The sequence below is a fragment of the Kiloniellales bacterium genome (assembly GCA_030064845.1).
GTDB lineage: Bacteria > Pseudomonadota > Alphaproteobacteria > Kiloniellales > JAKSDN01 > JASJEC01.
Genome location: JASJEC010000015.1, coordinates 1 through 17771 on the forward strand (window position 1 = coordinate 1; position 17771 = coordinate 17771).

At 68.4% G+C, this 17771-nt stretch carries 7 protein-coding genes; 4 read left to right on the forward strand and 3 right to left on the reverse strand.

What is annotated here, in order from left to right:
- The coding region (locus QNJ67_07990) for a cadherin repeat domain-containing protein (protein ID MDJ0608905.1) at positions 1-9865 on the reverse strand (9865 nt) is incomplete at its 3' end.
- 382 nt (positions 9866-10247) lie between these two features.
- Between QNJ67_07990 and QNJ67_07995 the strand changes: the two genes are divergently transcribed.
- From QNJ67_07995 to QNJ67_08010, 4 genes are read left to right on the forward strand one after another with little or no spacing between them, the layout of a single operon-like run.
- Positions 10248-12008, forward strand: coding sequence for an ABC transporter transmembrane domain-containing protein (locus QNJ67_07995; GenBank protein ID MDJ0608906.1), 1761 nt, complete (start codon positions 10248-10250; stop codon positions 12006-12008).
- Positions 12005-14176, forward strand: coding sequence for a peptidase domain-containing ABC transporter (locus QNJ67_08000; protein ID MDJ0608907.1), 2172 nt, complete (start codon positions 12005-12007; stop codon positions 14174-14176). Before QNJ67_07995 ends, QNJ67_08000 begins: the two co-directional genes overlap by 4 nt.
- Before the next feature lie 2 nt (positions 14177-14178).
- Positions 14179-15555, forward strand: a complete 1377-nt coding sequence (locus QNJ67_08005; GenBank protein ID MDJ0608908.1) for an HlyD family type I secretion periplasmic adaptor subunit — start codon at positions 14179-14181, stop codon at positions 15553-15555.
- Between the two features lie 53 nt (positions 15556-15608).
- Entirely contained in the window at positions 15609-16031 is a 423-nt protein-coding gene (locus QNJ67_08010) for a glycine zipper family protein (protein ID MDJ0608909.1), read from the forward strand.
- Between the two features lie 3 nt (positions 16032-16034).
- Here the strand turns inward: QNJ67_08010 and QNJ67_08015 are convergent, their stop codons facing one another.
- Complete coding sequence (locus tag QNJ67_08015; protein ID MDJ0608910.1) at positions 16035-16781, reverse strand: SDR family oxidoreductase; 747 nt, start codon at positions 16779-16781, stop codon at positions 16035-16037.
- Positions 16782-16798: 17 nt separating this feature from the next.
- The gene (locus tag QNJ67_08020) at positions 16799-17644 is read right to left on the reverse strand and encodes a phytanoyl-CoA dioxygenase family protein (protein ID MDJ0608911.1); all 846 of its coding nucleotides are present in this window, start codon (positions 17642-17644) and stop codon (positions 16799-16801) included.
- Positions 17645-17771: the final 127 nt, after the last annotated feature.

Here is a 17771-nt window from a genome sequence, read left to right on the forward strand (position 1 = left end):
CGTTGACAGCACTCTCGGAAATGGTGTTCGCCGAAGCGTTGCTGTCGGAGACCGGTCCGACCGCGGACTCGGCGGTGTCGTCGGTCAGGTTGACCGTGAAGCTCTGCACCGAGGTGGAGCCATCGGTCGAGGTCGCGGTGACCTCGACGGTATGGCTGGTCGCGGTCTCGTAGTCGAGCAGGCTGCTGTTCGCGACCGTGACCACGCCGGTGCTGGCGTCGATGGCGAAGCGCCCGCCCGCGTCGTCCGACAGGCTGTAGCTCACCGTGTCGCTGGCATCGGCGTCGGTCGCCAGTGCGGTGACGCCGACCGCCGTGCCGTTGATTGCGCTCTCGGAAATGGTGTTGGCCGAGGCGTTGGCGTCGGAAACCGGGCCGACCGCGGCCTCCGCTGTGTCGTCGGTCAGGTTGACCGTGAAGCTCTGCACGCTAGTCGAGCCGTCGGTCGAGGTCGCGGTGACCTCCACCGTATGGCTGGTCGCGGTCTCGTAGTCGAGCAGGTCGCCGTCGGCGACCGTGATCACGCCGGTCGTGCCGTCGATGGCGAAGCGCCCGCCCGCGTCGTCGGAGAGTGAATAGCTCACCGTGTCGGTCGCGTCGGCGTCGGCGGCGAGCGCGGTGATGCCGACCGCGGTGCCGTTGGTCGCGCTCTCGGAGACCGTGTTGGCCGAGGCGTTGCTGTCGGAGATCGCGCCGACCTGGGCCTCGCTCGTGTCGTCGGTCAGGTTGACCGTGAAGCTCTGCACCGAGGTCGAACCGTCGGTGCTGGTCGCGGTCACCTCCACCGTGTGGCTGGTGGCGGTCTCGTAGTCGAGCAGCGTGTTGTCCGCGACGGTGATAACGCCGGTGCCGGCGTCGATGTCGAAGCGCCCGCCGGCGTCGTCGCTGAGCGAATAGCTTACCGTGTCCGTCGCGTCGGCGTCGTTGGCGAGCGCCGTGATGCCGACGGCGGCGCCGTTGGCCGCGCTCTCGGAAATGGTGTTGGCCCCGGCATTGGCGTCGGAGACCGCTCCGACCGCGGACTCGGCGGTATCGTCGGTCAGGTTGACGGTGAAGCTCTGGACGCTGGTCGAGCCGTCGGTCGAGGTCGCCGTGACCTCCACCGTGTGGCTGGTCGCGCTCTCGTAGTCGAGCTGGCTGCTGTCGGCGACGGTGATGACGCCGGTCGTTCCGTCGATCGCGAAGCGCCCGCCGGCGTCGTCGCTGAGCGAATAGCTGACCGTGTCGGTCGCATCGGCGTCGGTGGCGAGCGCAGTGACGCCGACGGCCGTGCCGTTGACCGCGCTCTCCGAGACCGTGTTCGCCGAGGCGTTGCTGTCGGAGATTGCGCCGACCTGGGCCTCGCTCGTGTCGTCGGTCAGGTTGACGGTGAAGCTCTGGACCGAGGTCGAGCCGTCGGTCGAGGTCGCGGTCACTTCGACCGTGTGGCTGGTCGCGGTCTCATAGTCGAGCAACGAGTTGTCGGCGACGTTGATCACGCCGGTGCTGGCGTCGATGGCGAAGCGCCCGCCGGCGTTGTTGGTCAAGCTGTAGGAAACGGTGTCGCTGCCGTCGGCATCGGTCGCGAGCGCGGTGACGCCGACTGCCGTGCCGTTGGGGGCGCTCTCGGAAACGCTGTTCGCGGCCGCGTTGCTGTCGGTGACCGGGCCGACCGAGGCCTCCGACGCATCGTCGCTCAGGTTGATCGTGAAGGACTGCACCGAGGTCGAGCCGTCGGTCGAGGTCGCGGTGACCTCGACGGTGTGCGAGGTCGCGGTCTCGTAGTCGAGCTGGCTGCTGTCGGCGACCGTGATGACGCCGGTCGTGCCGTCGATGGCGAAGCGCCCGCTGGCATCGTCGCTGAGCGAATAGCTCACCGTGTCGGTCACGTCGGCGTCGGTGGCGAGCGCAGTGACGCCGACCGCCGTGCCGTTGACCGCGCTCTCGGAGACCGTGTTGGCCGCCGCATTGCTGTCGGAGATCGCGCCGACCTGGGCCTCGCTCGTGTCGTCGGTCAAGTTGACCGTGAAGCTCTGCACCGAGGTCGAGCCGTCGGTCGAGGTCGCCGTGACCTCGACGGTGTGGCTGGTCGCGCTCTCGTAATCGAGCTGGCTGCTGTCAGCGACGGTGATGACGCCGGTCGTTCCGTCGATGGCGAAGCGCCCGCCGGCGTCGTCGCTCAAGGAGTAGCTGACGGTGTCGGTCGGATCCGCGTCGACCGCGAGCGCGGTGACGCCGACCGCCGTGCCGTTGACCGCGCTTTCGGAGACCGTGTTGGCCGAGGCGTTGCTGTCGGAGATCGCGCCGACCTGGGCCTCGGACGTGTCGTCGGTCAGGTTGACCGTGAAGCTCTGGACGCTGGTCGAGCCGTCGGTCGAGGTCGCGGTGACCTCGAGGGTATGCGAGGTCGCCGCCTCGTAGTCGAGCTGGCTGCTGTCGGCGACCGTGATCACGCCGGTGTTGCCGTCGATCGCGAAGCGCCCGCCGGCGTCGTCGCTCAGGCTGTAGGTGACCGTGTCGGTGCCGTCGGCATCGGCTGCGAGGGCGGTGATGCCGACCGCCGTCCCGTTCGCCGCGCTCTCGGAAACCGTGTTCGCCGCCGCGTCGCTGTCGGAGACGGCCCCGACCGAGTACTCGGAGGTATCGTCGGTCAGGTTGATGGTGAAGCTGCGGACATTGGTGCTGCCGTCGGTGCTCGTCGCCGTGACCTCGATGGTGTGGGAGGTCGCGGTCTCGTAGTCCAGCGACGCGCTGTCGGCGACGGTCACGACGCCGCTGTTGCTGTCGATCTCGAAGCGCCCGCCGGCGTCGTCGCTCAGGCTGTAGCTGACCGTGTCGGTGCCATCCGGATCGGTCGCGAAGGCTGTCACGCCGACGGTCGTGCCGTCGACGGCCGACTCCGATACCTGCTCGGCCGCCGCGTCGGTGTCGGAGATCGCTCCGACCGAGGATTCGTCGGCATCGAGAATGTTGATCGTGAAGTTCTGGACCGCTGTGGAGCCGTCGGTGCTCGTCGCCGTAACCTGGACGGTGTGAGACGTGTCCGTCTCGTAGTCGAGCAGGGTGTTGTTCGCGACCGTGATCACGCCGGTCGTGCCGTCGATCGCGAAGCGCCCGCCGGCGTTGTCGCTCAGGCTGTAGGTGACCGTATCGGTCGGATCGGCGTCGGCCGCCAGGGCGGTCACGCCGACCGCGGTTCCGTTGGAAGCCAGCTCGGAGATCTCGTTGGCCGCGGCGCTGCTGTCGGAGACCGGGCCGACCGCGGACTCCGAGGTGTCGTCGGTCAGGTTGACGGTGAAGCTTTGGACGCTGGTCGAGCCGTCGGTCGAGGTCGCCGTGACTTCGACCGTGTGGCTGGTCGCGGTCTCGTAATCGAGTTGGCTGCTGTCGGCGACCGTGATGACGCCGGTCGTGCCGTCGATGGCGAAGCGCCCGCCGGCGTCGTCGCTGAGCGAATAGCTGACCGTGTCGGTCGCGTCGGCGTCGGTGGCGAGCGCAGTGACGCCGACGGCGGTGCCGTTGACCGCGCTCTCGGAGACCGTGTTGGCCGAGGCGTTGCTGTCGGTGACCGGCCCGACCTGGGCCTCGCTCGTGTCGTCGGTCAGGTTGACCGTGAAGCTCTGGGTCGAGGTCGAACCGTCGGTCGAGGTCGCGGTCACCTCGACGGTGTGGCTGGTCGCGCTCTCGTAGTCGAGCTGGCTACTGTCTGCGACGGTGATGACGCCGGTCGTGCCGTCGATGGCGAAGCGCCCGCCCGCATCGTCCGACAGGCTGTAGCTCACCGTGTCGCCGGGGTCGGCATCGGTGGCGAGCGCGGTGATGCCCACGGCGGTGCCGTTGACCGCGCTCTCCGAGATGGTGTTGGCGGCCGCATTGCTGTCGGAGACCGCGCCGACGCTCGCTTCCAGAGTGTCGTCGGTCAGGTTGACGGTGAAGCTCTGGACCGAAGTCGAGCCGTCGGTCGAGGTGGCGGTCACCTCCACCGTGTGGCTGGTGGCGGTCTCATAGTCGAGCAGCGTGTTGTCCGCGACGGTGATAACGCCGGTGCTGGCGTCGATGTCGAAGCGCCCGCCGGCGTCGTTGCTGAGCGAATAGCTGACCGTGTCGGTCTCGTCGTCGTCGGAAGCCAAGGCGGTAATCCCGACCGCGGTGCCGTTGACCGCGCTCTCGGAAACGCTGTTCGCCGCGGCGTTGCTGTCGGAGATCGCGCCGACGGCGGATTCCGAGGTGTCGTCGGTCAGGTTGACGGTGAAGCTCTGGACCGAGGTCGAGCCGTCGGTCGAGGTCGCGGTCACCTCGACGGTGTGGCTCGGCGCCGCTTCGTAGTCGAGCAGGGAGTTGTCGGCGACCGTGATGATGCCGGTCGTGCCGTCGATGGCGAAGCGCCCGCCTGCGTTGTTCGAGAGGCTGTAGCTGACCGAGTCCGTCGCGTCAGCGTCGGCGGCCAGCGCGGTGATGCCGACGGCCGTGCCGTTGGCAGCGTTCTCGGCGACCGTGTTGGCCGACGTGTTGCTGTCGGTGACCGGCCCGACCTGGGCCTCGCTCGTGTCGTCGGTCAGGTTGACAGTGAAGCTCTGGATGCTGGTCGAGCCGTCGGTGCTGGTCGCGGTGACCTCGAGGGTATGCGACGTCGCCGCCTCGTAGTCGAGCTGGCTGCTGTCGGCGACCGTGATCACGCCGGTGCTGGCGTCGATGGCGAAGCGCCCGCTGGCGTCGTCCGACAGGCTGTAGCTGACTGTGTCGGTGGCGTCGGCGTCGGTGGCGAGCGCGGTGACGCCCACCGCCGTGCCGTTGGCCGCGCTCTCCGAGACGCTGTTGGTCGAGGCGTTGCTGTCCGAGATCGGCCCGACGCCGGCCTCGGCGGTGTCGTCGGTCAGGTTGACCGTGAAGCTCTGGACGCTGGTCGAGCCGTCGGTCGAGGTCGCGGTCACCTCCAACGTGTGGGAGGTCGCCGTCTCGTAGTCGAGCAGGGAGTTGTCAGCGACGCTGATGACGCCGCTGCTGGCGTCGATGGCGAAGCGGCCGCCGGCGTTGTCGGACAGGCTGTAGCTGACCGTGTCGGTCGCGTCGGCGTCGGAAGCCAGGGCGGTGATCCCGACCGCGGTGCCGTTGACCGCGCTCTCTGAGACCGTGTTGGCCGAGGCGTTGCTGTCGGTGACCGGACCGACCTGGGCCTCGCTCGTATCGTCGGTCAGGTTGACCGTGAAGCTCTGGGTCGAGGTCGAACCGTCGGTCGAGGTCGCGGTCACCTCGACGGTGTGGCTGGTCGCCGCCTCGTAGTCGAGCTGGCTACTGTCTGCGACGGTGATGACGCCGGTCGTGCCGTCGATGGCGAAGCGTCCGCCCGCATCGTTCGACAGGCTGTAGCTGACCGTGTCGCCAATGTCGGGATCGCTCGCGAGCGCGGTGATGCCGACCGCGGTACCGTTGACCGCGCTCTCCGAAACGCTGTTCTCAGAGGCGTTGCTGTCCGAGATCGGCCCGACGCCGTCCTCCGCGGGATCGTCGGTCAGGTTGACCGTGAAGCTCTGCACCGAGGTCGAGCCGTCGGTCGAGGTCGCCGTCACCTCCACGGTGTGGGAGGTCGCGGTCTCGTAGTCGAGCAGGTCGCCGTCGGCGACCGTGATCACGCCGGTGCTGGCGTCGATGGCGAAACGGCCGCCGGCGTCGTTCGACAGGCTGTAGCTCACCGTGTCGGTCGCGTCGGCGTCGGAAGCCAGGGCGGTGATCCCGACCGCGGTGCCGTTGGCCGCGCTCTCGGAAACCGTGTTGGCCACCGCGTTGCTGTCGGTGACCGGGCCGACCTGGGCCTCGGCCGTGTCGTCGGTCAGGTTGACGGTGAAGCTCTGCACCGAGGTCGAGCCGTCGGTCGAGGTCGCGGTCACCTCGAGGGTATGCGACGTCGCCGCCTCGTAGTCGAGCTGGCTGCTGTCAGCGACCGTGATCACGCCGGTGGTGCTGTCGATGGCGAAGCGCCCACCGGCGTCGTCGGAGAGACTGTAGCTGACCGAGTCCGTCGCGTCGGCGTCGGTGGCGCGCGCGGTGATGTGGACCTGGGTGCCATTGGCGGCGCTCTCGGAGATCGTGTTGGCCACCGCGTTGCTGTCGGTGACCGGCCCGACCTGGGCCTCCGCCGTGTCGTCGGTCAGGTTGATGGTGAAGCTCTGCACCGAGGTCGAGCCGTCGGTCGAGGTCGCCGTGACCTCGACGCTGTGCGAGGTGGCCGCCTCGTAGTCGAGCTGGCTGCTGTCGGCAACCGTGATCACGCCGGTGCTGGCGTCGATGGCGAAGCGCCCGCCGGCGTCGTTCGACAGGCTGTAGCTCACCGTGTCGCTGGCATCGGCGTCGGTCGCCAGGGCTGTGACGCCGACGGCGGTACCGTTCACCGCGCTCTCGGAGATCGTGTTGGCGGAAGCGTTGCTGTCGGAAACGGGGCCGACCGCGGCCTCCGCCGTGTCGTCGGTCAGGTTGACCGTGAAGCTCTGGACCGAGGTCGAGCCGTCGGTCGAGGTCGCGGTGACTTCCACCGTATGGCTCGTCGCGGCCTCGTAGTCGAGCTGGCTGCTGTCAGCGACGGTAATGACGCCGGTCGTGCCGTCGATGGCAAAGCGCCCGCCGGCGTCGTCGGAGAGGCTGTAGCTCACCGTGTCGGTCGCGTCCGCGTCGACCGCGAGCGCGGTGACGCCGACCGCCGTGCCGTTGACCGCGCTTTCGGAGACCGTGTTGGCCGAGGCGTTGCTGTCGGTGACCGGACCGACCTGGGCCTCCGCCGTGTCGTCGGTCAGGTTGACCGTGAAGCTCTGGACGCTGGTCGAGCCGTCGGTCGAGGTCGCCGTGACCTCGACGGTGTGGCTGGTCGCCGACTCGTAGTCCAGCAGGCTGCTGTTCGCAACCGTGATGACGCCGGTGGTGCCGTCGATGGCGAAGCGCCCGCCGGCGTTGTTCGACAGGCTGTAGGAGACCGTATCCGTCGCGTCGGCGTCGGTGGCCAACGCTGTGATCCCCACCGCCGTGCCGTTGGCCACGGTCTCCGAGATCGTGTTGGCCTCGGCGTTGGCGTCGGTGACCGGCCCGACCGCGGCCTCCGCCGTGTCGTCGGTCAGGTTGATCGTGAAGCTCTGCACCGAGGTCGAGCCGTCGGTCGAGGTCGCCGTGATCTCGATGGTGTGGGAAGTGGCGGTCTCGTAGTCGAGCAGCGTATTGTCGGCGACGGTGACGACACCGGTGCTGCTGTCGATGGCGAAACGCCCGCTCGCGTCGTCGCTCAGAGCATAGCTAACCGTGTCGCTCGCGTCCGCGTCGGTCGCGAGGGCCGTGATGTGGACGGCGGTGCCGTTGGCGGTGTCCTCGGAGATCGTGTTTGCTACCGCGTTGCTGTCGGAGACCGGTCCGACCGCCGCTTCCGCCGTGTCGTCCGTCAGGTTGACCGTGAAGCTCTGCACCGAGGTCGAGCCGTCGGTCGAGGTCGCCGTGACCTCGACGATGTGGAATGTGGCGGCCTCGTAGTCGAGTTGGCTACTGTCAGCGACAGTGATGACGCCGGTCGTGCCGTCGATGGCGAAGCGCCCGCCGGCGTCGTTCGACAGGCTGTAGGAGACCGTATCCGTTGCATCGGCGTCGGTGGCCAGCGCGGTGACGCCGACGGCGGTGCCGTTCACCGCGCTCTCGGAGATGGTATTGGCCGAGGCGTTGGCGTCGGTGACCGGACCGACCGCGGCCTCCGCCGTGTCGTCCGTCAGGTTGACCGTGAAGCTCTGCACCGAGGTGGAACCGTCGGTCGAGGTCGCCGTGACCTCGACGGTGTGGCTGGTCGCGGCCTCGTAGTCGAGCTGGCTACTGTCTGCGACGGTGATGACGCCGGTCGTGCCGTCGATGGCAAAGCGCCCGCCGGCGTCCTCGGAGAGGCTATAGCTCACGGTGTCGCTGGCGTCGGCATCGTCCGCCAGGGCCGTGATGCCCACGGCCGTGCCGTTGACCGCGCTCTCGGAGATCGTATTCGACGAGGCATTGCTGTCAGTGATCGGCCCGACGCCGGCCTCGGCCGTGTCGTCGGTCAGGTTGACGGTGAAGCTCTGGACGCTGGTCGAGCCGTCGGTCGAGGTCGCCGTGACCTCGACGGTGTGGCTGGTCGCCGTCTCGTAGTCCAGCAGGCTGCTGTTCGCGACCGTGATGACGCCGGTGGTGCCGTCGATGGCGAAGCGCCCGCCGGCGTTGTTAGAGAGGCTGTAGGTGACCGAGTCCGTCGCATCCGCATCGGTCGCGAGCGCCGTGATGCCGACCGCCGCGCCGTTGGCGGCGCTCTCGGAGATCGTGTTGGCCTCGGCGTTGTCGTCGGTGACCGGCCCGACGGTGGCCTCGGCCGTGTCGTCGGTCAGGTTGACGGTGAAGGTCTGGACCGAGGTCGAGCCATCGGTCGAGGTCGCCGTAACCTGGACGGTGTGCGACGTGTCCGCCTCGTAGTCGAGCAGCGTATTATCCGCCACCGTCACCACGCCGGTGGTGCTGTCGACCGCAAAGCGCCCGCCGGCGTCGTCCGACAGGCTGTAGCTGATGGTGTCGGTCGCGTCGGCATCCGTGGCGAGCGCAGTCACGCCGACGACCGTGCCGTTGGCCGCGCTCTCGGAGACGCTGTTCGCCGAGGCGTTGCTGTCTGAGACGGGGCCGACCGCGGCCTCGGTGGTGTCGTCGGTTAGGTTGACCGTGAAGTTCTGCGTCGAGAAGGAGCCGTCGGTGGAGGTCGCGGTGACCTCGACGGTATGGGACGTCGCCGACTCGTAGTCGAGCAACGAGCTGTCGGCGACACTGATCACGCCTGTGGTGCCGTCGATCACGAAGCGGCCGCCAGCGTCGTCCGACAGGCTGTAGCTCACCGTATCGCTGGCGTCCGCGTCGGTGGCCAGCGCGGTAATGCCGACCGACGCCCCGTCAGCTGCACTCTCGGAAACGGTGTCGGCTGCCGGGTCGCTGTCGGAAATCGCCGACGCCGTGAACTCCGAGGTGTCGTCGTTCAGGCTTACGCTGAAGCTCTGGGCGACGGTCGCCCCGCCGGTGTCGGTGACCACGACGCCGATCGTATGGGCCGTCACGGTCTCGTAGTCCAGCAAGGTGCCATCGGCCACGGTGATCACGCCGCTGACCTGGTCGATCGCGAAACGCCCGCCAGCGTCATTGCTCAACGCGAAGCTGTAGGTCTCGCCCGCGACGGGGTCGGCGACGGTGACAGTGCCGACCGGGGTGCTGTCGGGCGCGTTCTCGCCGATCGTGCCGCCCGTGATCTCAAGGGTGCTCGCCGCGGCCGAGCTTGACTGTTGTGGGGCGGCGGACGGTCCGGCCGTGCCGGCGGCGGCCGGGGCGACGGTAGCCGTATCCGAAGCCTCGGCGTCACCGTTAGTCGCGCTCCTGAAGTTCCGGGCGATGGGGGCGTCGCCTTCAGGGCCGGATCGTCCCTCGGCCTCAACGGTGCGCCTGGGCGAGCCGGAGGAGAACACGGGAGAGGTATCGACCCCCCGGATGTCGCCAAACCCCTGATTCTGGAACTGCGGCGGCTCTTCGGCCGACGCATCGGGAGTCGGCTCACTCTCGCCCTCAGGCACTTCGACGGTCGGGAGATCGACCTGCGGCGCGGCGGCCCCTTGCGCCGCGTCCTTGAAGGCCTCGGCCTCGACCTGGCTGCCGTAGTGCAGGTTGGGGTTGGCAACCTGTTCCTCGACGACCGGCGTGTCCTCGACCGGCTCGCGGGCCTCCTCCTCTAGGTCGGCGGGCGTCGTGGGAACATCGAGGATATCCGGCTCATCGGCGCCGTGGTTCAGCTGCGCTTTCTCGGCATCCGACGATGCTTCATCCTTGGGCGCCCGCTGATCCTCGGGCTTGGGCCCTTTGTCCTCCATTCACTGCTCTCCTGTCCGGGTGCGGGCTATCCACCGCGGCCGTCACCCGAGTTCCCCGACAAGCCTGGCGATGAGTTGATCTCGGTCGCGCCAATACCACTTAGATTGTCGTATTTTTGCATTAAGAGCTTAAGAAACAACTGCCCCCAATACTTAATCTTTACTAACTAAAGTATTTATACCTCAGAATTTCAGATAAAATTTTGCGCGCGGGCGATCTCCCAAAAAAACTTGTTTTTATCGAGGTTTAGCTTTTCACGTCGTTAACCAAAACGAAATCGTACGAAGTCACAATTTTAGGTGTTTCTGGGCTTTGACATAGTCTTTTTTTACTATGCTGATAGCCCATGGTGAGAGGAAGACCTTGGGTCAAGAGTTGTCCATGACGCGGGGTTCGCAAGGTGCGGCCTGGTCCCGGGGCGCGGCGGGGGCGCCGCCTGCGCCGCGCCTGGAGACCAGCGTGCTGCTGGCGTCCGTCGCCGTGAACCTGCTCTCGCTCGGCCTGCCGATCGTGATCCTGCAGATCTACGACCGGATCCTGCCCAACCAGTCCTACGAGACCCTGTCAGCCTTGAGCCTGAGCCTCTGTATGGTCCTCCTGCTCGACGGTTTCTTCCGCACGGCCCGGTCCTACATCACCGGCTGGAACGCCGCCCGCTACGAGCACCAGACCGCCTGCCGCATGGTCGACCGCCTTCTGGGCTGTGACCTCCGCACGATCGAGTCCATCTCCGCCGGCGCCCACCTCGAACGCATCCAGGCGGTCGACCAGATGCGCGAGTACCTCGCCGGCCAGGCCCGCCTGGTGATGATCGATCTGCCTTTCGTCGGTCTGTTCCTGGCCCTGATCTGGTTCATCGGCGGGGCTCTGGTCCTGGTCCCCCTGGCCCTGCTCGGGCTGCTCGGCTTCGCCGCCATGGTGATCGGGCGCCGCCTGCGGACCACGCTGGCCGAGCGCACTGAGCTCGACAACCGCCGCTACAGCTTCATGATCGAGGTCCTGTCCGGCGTCCAGACCGTCAAGCTGATGGCCATGGAGGCGCTGATGCAGCGCCGCTACGAGCGGCTGACGGAGAACGGGGCGAGCAACACCTACCGGAGCGTCTTTCTCAGCAACACGGCGCAGAATCTGGGGGGCCTGGTCACCAACGTGATCATGGCGGCGGTCGCGGCGGTCGGCGCCAGCTCCGTGATCGCCGGAGAGCTGACCATCGGCGGCCTGGCGGCCTCAACCCTGCTGGCCGGGCGGGCGGTCCAGCCGCTGCTGCGCGGCCTCAGCCTCTGGCCGCTGTTCCAGAACATCGGCCTCGCCCAGGAGCGCATCGACGCCCATTTCGATCTGGTGCCTGAAAGCAAGCCCTTCGCGCGGGAGGCGCCCAAGATCAGCGGCGGCTTCTCGTTCGAGCAGGTGAGCTACGCCTTCACCGAGGGCGGCCCGCCGCTGCTCGACGCCCTCGACCTGGATGTGCGGCCCGGCGATGCGGTCGGCGTTACCGGCGATACCGGCTCCGGCAAGACCACCCTGCTCTTGCTGATCATGGGCATGCTCAAGCCGACCTCGGGCCGGGTCCTGTTCGACGGCCTCGACATCGGCGACTGCGACGCCAAGAGCCTGCGCGAACAGATCGCCTACCTGCCCCAGACTGCGCAGCTGTTCCAGGGCACGATCCTGGAGAACCTGACCCTCTTCGAGGGACGCGACGCGACCGAGCAAGCGCTCGAGGCGAGCCGCCTTCTGCGTCTCGACGAGGTCATCACCCGGCTGCCCCTGGGCTATCACACAAAGGTCGGCGACGGGGCGCAGGACGACCTCCCGGCGGGCCTCAAGCAGGGGATCGTGATGGCGCGGGCGCTGGTCAGAAAGCCGCGGCTGATCCTGTTCGACGAGGCCAACAGCGCCTTCGACACCAAGGCCGATGCCGTCCTGAAGATGGCGCTCGGCCGCCTGAAGCGCCAGGCGACCATGGTGCTGATCAGCCATCGCCCCTCGCTCCTGGCCCTGGCCGACCGGGTCTACAGCCTGCGGGAGGGCAAGCTGGTCCACGAGCCGGACCGGGGCACCCAGCTGCTGCTGTCCGGCCCGGGCAAAGCGCCCGAGCGCGGCATCGAGGGGCCGCCCGGCGAAGGGAGGCTCGCCCGATGACCGCGGCGACCCTCGAGGACCAGACCGTCACCGGCGGCCGCGGGGCCTTGCTCGGCCGGGCCATGCACGACCAGAAGTTTGGCGGGTTCGAGGCCATCTCCGACGTTGCGGCCTGCCTCATGCCGCTGCTCGAGGCGCTCGGCTGGTCCGGGCCGCCGCGCCAACTGGCCGAGGCCCTGCCGCACTTCGCCAATACCCTCGACATCGTCGACCTGCGCGGCGTCCTGGCCAACCTGAACTACGCGACCCGCTCGGCGCGCGTGCGCCTCGGCCAGATCGACGTCCGGCTGATGCCCTGCCTGCTTCTGCAGGACGACGGGCCGGCGCTGGTGGTTCTCGGCATCCGGGGCAAGCGCTTCAAGGTCTTCAACGGCGCCAGCAACCAGGTCGAGCTGATCGACGGGCGCGGGGTCGGCGGCACCGCCTACTTCGTCACCACGCGGCCCGAGGACGAGGAACAGCAGCGGACGACGGCGCAGAGCCGTCCCTGGTTCGAGGAGGTGTCCTGGCGCTTCCGAGGCCTGGTCTGGCAGATGGCCGCCATCACCTTCCTGACCAGCCTCCTCGCCCTCGCCGTTCCCCTCTTCATCATGGCGGTCTACGACTGGGTGATCCCGGGCCGATCGGTCGACACGCTGGTCCACCTCTTCATCGGGGTTCTCTTCGCCCTCGTCCTCGACGGCGCCCTGCGCACCCTGCGGGCGCGCCTGCTGGCCTATGTCGGCGCCCGCATCGACATGATCTTCGGCCGCTCTGCGTTCGAGCAGATCCTCTACCTGCCGATCATCATGACGGAGCGCGCGCCCATCGGCTCGCAGATCTCCCGGCTGCGCCAATTCGAGGCGGTCCGGGAGTTCTTCATCGGACCGCTGGCGAGCGTGGTCTTGGAGCTCCCCTTCGTTCTGATCTTCATCGCGGTGATCGCCGTCATCGCGGGGCACATGGCCTGGATCCCAGTTGTTCTGATCGCCTGTTTCGCGATCCTCGGGGTCCTGATCACGCCGCCGATGCGCCGCGCGGTGGCCGAGGCGGGGGACGCACGCGCCCGCCGCCAGGCGTTCCAGATCGAGATGCTGTCCCATCTCCGGACCATCAAGACCTGCAGCGCGGAGGCAGTCTGGAGCGCGCGCTACCGTGAGCGTTCCGCGCGCGCGGCCATGGCCAACTTCGAGAACGCCCAGCTCTCCTTCCTGGTTCAGACCCTGGCGCAGCTCCTGATGCTGGCCGCCGGTATCGCCACCTTGACGATGGGCGCGCTGCAGGTGATGGCGGGCGCCATCAGCGTCGGCGCCCTGGTGGCCAGCATGGCCCTGATCTGGCGGATTCTCGCGCCGCTCCAGATGGGTTTCCTCTCGCTGACCAAGCTCGAGCAGGTCAAGTTCGGCATCCACCAGCTCGACCTGCTGATGCGGCTCGGGGTCGAGCGTGAGCCCGGCCGGGTGGTCGACCGCAAGCGTACCTTCAAGGGCGAGATCACCTTCACCAACGTCTCGATGCGCTACACGCCGGGCGCCGAGCCCGCCATGGTGCAGGCCAGCTTCGAGATCGCACCGGGCGAGCTGATCGCCGTCACCGGCGCCAACGGCTCGGGCAAGTCGACCCTGCTCAAGCTGATCGCCGGCCTCTATCCGATCCAGGCCGGCGCAGTTCTGATCGACGGCATCGACATCCGCCAGCTCGACGTCTCCGAGCTGCGTAACGCGATCGCCTGCGTGCCCCAGTACGGGCACCTGTTCCACGGCACGGTGGAGCAGAACCTGCGCCTCGCCAACCCCATGGCGAGCGACGCGGATATGGCGCGCGCCGTGCTGGACGCCGGCCTGCTCAACGACGTGCTGTCCCTGCCCGAGGGCTTCGACACCCGGATCACCGACCGCCGCCAGCACCAGCTGCCCAGCGGCTTTCGCCAGCGCCTGATCCTGGCCCGGGCCTACGTCAAGCAGGCGCCGATCTACCTGCTCGACGAACCGGCCAACAACCTGGACCGCGACGGAGACCAGGCTTTCCAGCGCAAGATCCAGAGCCTGAAGCGCAAGAGCACGATCGTCATGGTGACCCAACGCCCGAGTCACATGCGCATGGCCGATCGCCTGCTGCTCATCCGGTCGGGGCGCGTTGCGCTCGACGGCCCGCCGGACGAGATCCTCGAAAAGTTGAGCCGGGGCTGACCATGGCACTCTGGCACAACTGGTTCAGCAAGCTGAAATCGGCCCCGCCGGCCGAGGAACCGGGCGCGCCCGGCGACGACAAGCTGGTCAAGTTCCTGGCCCAGCCGCTGGTGCTCGAGGAGAGCGGTCCGCCCAAGCTCCTATCCCAGCTGCTGGTCGCGGTCAGCGTCCTGGTCGCCGGTTCCATCGTGTTCGCCGCGTTCACCGACATCACCGAGTCCGCGGTGGTTCAGGGGCAGCTTGTGCCCTCCGGATCGATCAACACGGTTCAACACCTAGAAGGCGGCATCGTCGCGGAGATCCTGGTCGAGGACGGCCAGATCGTCGAGCCGGGCCAGACCCTGATCCGGATGGACGGGGCCGCCGCGGTCTCGGACCTCGACCAGGCGCGGGCCCGGGAAGCCGCCCTGGCCCTGCGCGCCGAGCGGTTGCGCGCCTTCGTCATGGGCCGCGAACCCGATTTCAGCATGGGCAGCGACTATCCCGACCTGGTCCAGGACCAGCAGGCGATCCTCGACCTTCAGCTCGAGTCCCAGGAGAGCCAGCAGAAGGTTCTCCAGTCGCGCATCACCCAACGCCAGGCCGAGTTGAAGACCATGGGCGAGCAGGAGAAGGCGCTCAAGCAGCAGGTCTCGATTATCGCCGAACAGGCGGAGATGCGCCGCACGCTGCTCAAGAAGGGGCTGGTTTCGCGCGTGATCTACCTCGAGACCGAACGGGCGCTGAGCGAGGCCCAGGGCGAGCTGGCCGGCGTGCTGGGTCGCATGGTCGAGACAAAGGCCGCGCTCGGCGAGGCCCGGAACAGCCTGTTGGAGCTCAATTCCAAGCTGCGCAACGAGGCGCTCTCCGAGATGGGCGAGGTCACGGCCGAGCTCGCTCAGGTCCGCGAGTCCGCGGACCAGCTCAGGGACCGTGCGGCCCGCCTGGTCGTCGTGTCCCCGGCACGCGGCATCGTCAAGGGGATGACGACCCGCACGGTGGGCGCCGTGATCGGGCCGGGCGAGTCCCTGATGGAGGTCGTGCCGCTCGACGACGTGCTGGTCGCAGAAGTGCGCATCGCGCCCAAGGACATCGGCCACCTGCGCGTCGGCCAGCCGGCCAAGGTCAAGGTGACCACCTTCGACCTGTCGCGCCTCGGGTCGATCGACGGGCGGCTGAAACACCTCTCCGCGACCACCTTCGAGGACGAGCGGCAGGAGCCCTACTACAAGGGCACCATCGAGCTAAGCCAGAACTACGTCGGCGCGATCCCGGGCCAGAACCGCCTTTCCGCCGGCATGGTGGTTGACGCCGACATCGTCACCGGCGAGAAGTCGCTGCTGGACTACCTCCTGCGCCCGCTCTACCGGGGCCTCGATGGCGCCTTCCGCGAGCGATGACGGCGACTAGCCGGCGATTGCACCGGCCACCCCGCCGCTGCTTTAATGCGCCCATGAGTCGAGCCGCGCCGTTCCTGGCCCTCGCCCTGCTGCTGGTCTTGCCGGCCTGCGCCGGCCCGCAGCCGATTCTCTATCCAAACGAGCAGCTCGAGGTCGTCGGCCGCGAGGCGGCGGACGAGGACATCGAGGACTGCCGTGCGCGGGCCGACGCCGCGGGGGCGCACCGCGACCCTGGGAAGGCCGGCCAGATCGCCCAGGACACGGCGATCGGCGGCGGAATCGGGGCGGCCAGCGGCGCGGTCGGCGGAGCGATCAGCGGCAGCCCGGGCCTCGGTACGGTGATCGGCGCCGCCGCCGGCGCCACGGCCGGCCTGCTCAGGAGCCTGTTCCGCGAGGAGCGGCCGAGCGAGGCCCACGTCAATTTCGTCAACCGCTGCCTCGACGAGCGCGGCTACGACGTGGTCGGCTGGGACTGAGCGCTACTCTTTCTCGACCGGGGTCAGAGACGTACCGCCGTAGCACTGCTCGGTCGGCGTGATCTCGATCAGGCCGACGTTGACGTGCCAGGGGGCATCCAGCGCGTAGAGGATGGCGCCGGCGACGTCTTCCGAGGTCAGCTCCTCGATCCCGGTGTCCTTGATCTTGTCGCGCCGGGCCGGCTCGTCGAAGGCGGCGTCGAAGAACTCGGTCGCCACCCGACCCGGGCAGATCTCGGTGATCCGGACCCCGGTGCCGCGCAGCTCGATGCGAAGGTTCTGGGAGAAGAGGTGGATCGCCCCCTTGGTGGCGCCGTAGACCGAGGAGATGATGGGATAGAGGCCGGCCACCGAGCCGATGTTGACGATGTGGCCGCGCTTCCGCTCCGCCATGCCGGGCACCACGGTGCGCACCACTCGGAGCGCCGCCGCCACATTGGTCGCGACCGTGGTCTCCAGGTCCTCGGGATCGACCCGGTGGATCGGATCGAAGGCGCGGCCGACCCCGGCGTTGTTGACCAGAACGTCGATCTCGAGGCCGGCGAGCGCCGCCTCGACCGCGGCGCGGTCGCGCAGGTCGAGCGCCAGCGGCCGGCAGCCGGTCTCGCGGGCCAGGGCGGCCAGCCGGTCCTCGCGCCGGGCCGCGGCGTGCACGGTCAGGCCGCGGCCGCGGAGCTCCCTGACCACCGCCTCGCCGATGCCGCTGGAGGCGCCGGTCACCAGGGCGGTCCGATAGTCGCTGAGCGGCATTGAAGCTCTCCTCTCTGTCAGCCGATGCCGGATGTCCGATGCCCGTCCGTCGACCAGGTGACGGGGAAGTAATTCTCGTCCATGGCGTCGTCGCACAGCCGCCGGTAGCGACCGTAGATCGGGCCGTTGCCCTCGGCGAGCCTGGCCAGGTCGAAGCGGGCCCGAGCAGAGCCGCCGTGAATCACCAGGGAGCGCCGCTCGGCCGCGCCGCGGTTCGGTCCCGACCCGTGCCAGGTCCAGCCGTGATGGAACAGGCCGCCGCCCGCCGGCACCTCGACCGCCACGATCTCCGCCGCGCGGCCGAGAGCGCGGGCCGCCGCCTCGAGGGGCGCCCGGTAGTCCTCCGGCGCATGGAACGCTCCGCTCGGCGCCGCGTCCTCGGGCCAGAGGTGCGAGCCGCGGACCACCTCCATGGTGCCGCCCGACGCCGTCGTGTCGTCCAGGGCGATCCAGCAGCTCAGCATCTCCCGGGGCGCGAGCCAGCCGAGATAGGCGTTATCCCGGTGGTAGCCGAGCGAGCGAGCGCCGGGCGGCTTCCAGATCACATTGTCCTGGACCACGCGGGCCCCGGGCCAGCCCGCCAGTTCGGCCAGGGCGCGGCCGATCGCGGGATCCAGCACGACGCCGGCGACGGCCGGGTCGGCCTTCCAGCCGTTGCAGATCTGGCGCGTCAGGTCCGGCGCGTCGCGTCCGTAGAGCCAGTTGACCTCGTCCGGCGCGACGCCGGTCTCGAACTCGCCGTGAAACAGCCGCTCGAAGCGCGCCCGGAGCTTCTCGACCAGGCTATGGTCGATGATCTGCTCGACAATCAGGAAACCGTCGGCCTGGAACCGCGCTTTCTGGTCTTCGGTCAGAGGCTGCATGGCGAGCGGAGGTGAACGCGTTCGGGGAGCCGTTTAGGCAGCCTCGCGCTTTCCGTGCCGCCTTTCCAAGCTTTTTCTGTGGTCCGCCGGCGCAAGCTCATCGATACTTGCGGCAAGGGCCGGCAAG

What these genes read in the sequence shown, in the direction of transcription:
- QNJ67_07995 (MDJ0608906.1), top strand. Translation starts at nt 10,248, where the DNA reads ATGACGCGGGGTTCGCAAGGTGCGGCCTGGTCCCGGGGCGCGGCGGGG.
- QNJ67_08000 (MDJ0608907.1), top strand. Translation starts at nt 12,005, where the DNA reads ATGACCGCGGCGACCCTCGAGGACCAGACCGTCACCGGCGGCCGCGGG.
- QNJ67_08005 (MDJ0608908.1), top strand. Translation starts at nt 14,179, where the DNA reads ATGGCACTCTGGCACAACTGGTTCAGCAAGCTGAAATCGGCCCCGCCG.
- QNJ67_08010 (MDJ0608909.1), top strand. Translation starts at nt 15,609, where the DNA reads ATGAGTCGAGCCGCGCCGTTCCTGGCCCTCGCCCTGCTGCTGGTCTTG.
- QNJ67_08015 (MDJ0608910.1), bottom strand. Translation starts at nt 16,781, where the DNA reads ATGCCGCTCAGCGACTATCGGACCGCCCTGGTGACCGGCGCCTCCAGC.
- QNJ67_08020 (MDJ0608911.1), bottom strand. Translation starts at nt 17,644, where the DNA reads ATGCAGCCTCTGACCGAAGACCAGAAAGCGCGGTTCCAGGCCGACGGT.